This is a genomic window from Mycetohabitans sp. B3, assembly GCF_021498065.1.
Classification (GTDB): Bacteria; Pseudomonadota; Gammaproteobacteria; order Burkholderiales; family Burkholderiaceae; genus Mycetohabitans.
This window is the reverse complement of sequence record NZ_JAHLKN010000083.1, coordinates 1-1,177: the sequence shown is the minus strand read 5'-3', so window position 1 is coordinate 1,177 and position 1,177 is coordinate 1. Positions and strand designations below refer to the sequence as shown.

Below are 1,177 nucleotides of genomic sequence, written 5' to 3'. Positions count from 1 at the left end.
GGCCGAGCTATTGGGTGTCGAATGTGTGGGCCGGCACGACAGCTTCTTTGCGCTCGGGGGCCACTCGCTGCTGGCGGTGCGGTTGATGAATCGGGTCAGTGCGCTGGGTGCCGATGTGCCACTGGCCGCCTTGTTCGCGACGCCCACGTTGGCGGCGTTTGCCGCGGCGCTCGAAGTCCATTTGCAACAAGGCACCGATGCGTTGCCCGAGATCACGCCGGTGCCGCGGGAGGGCAATTTGCCGCTGTCGTTCGCCCAGCAGCGGCTGTGGTTCCTCGCACAGCTCGATGGGGGGAGCGACACGTATCATATTCCGCTGGCGCTGCATGTGCGCGGGCCGCTTGATCGAGCGGCCTGGCAACAGGCATTGGATGCGCTGTTGGCGCGTCATGAAGCGCTGCGCTCGACGTTTGTGAGCGTCGAGGGTCAGCCGCAGATGCAATTGCTGCCGGCGGATAGGGGCGTGCCGCTGCGCTGGCATGATCTGCGCGGGGTGCCGTACGCGCAGGCGCAACTGGCACGCTTGAGTCATGAAGCTGCGCACGCGCCGTTCGATCTGGCACACGGGCCGCTGCTGCGTGCGTGTGGCATTCGGTTGGCCGACGACGAGTACGTGCTAGTACTGACGCAACACCATATCGTATCGGACGGCTGGTCGATCGGGGTGCTGGTGCGGGAATTGAATGCGCTATACATGGCCGCCTGTAGAAGCCAACCGGATCCGTTGCCGCCATTGGCAGTGCAGTATCCGGATTATGCAGCGTGGCAGCGACAGTGGCTCACGGGCGAGCGGCTGCAGGCGCAAAGCGACTATTGGCGCGCGACGCTGGCCGACGCACCTGTGCTGCTGGCACTGCCGACCGACCGGCCGCGCCCGGCACAACAGTCGTTTGCCGGCGCGCAGGTGCCAGTGCACATTGATGCGGCCACGACGCGCGCGCTCAAGCGCTTAAGCGCGGAGTATGGCACGACGCTATTTATGACGGTGCTTGCCGCATGGAGTGCGGTACTCGCGCGCCTGTCAGGCCAGCACGACGTGGTCATCGGCACACCGAGTGCTAATCGTCACCATCGCCAGATCGAGCCGTTGATTGGTTTTTTTGTTAATACGCTGGCGTTGCGCGTGGATTTGTCGGGCGAACCTGATATCGCAGAGCTGCTCGCGCGCGTGCGGCGC

General features: G+C 64.6%; 1 protein-coding gene. It reads left to right on the top strand.

Going from position 1 to position 1,177, the window contains the following annotated elements; translation table 11 throughout:
* A partial coding sequence (locus KQH55_RS15640) for a condensation domain-containing protein (RefSeq protein WP_235091613.1) occupies nt 1-1,177 on the top strand: 1,177 nt, incomplete at both ends.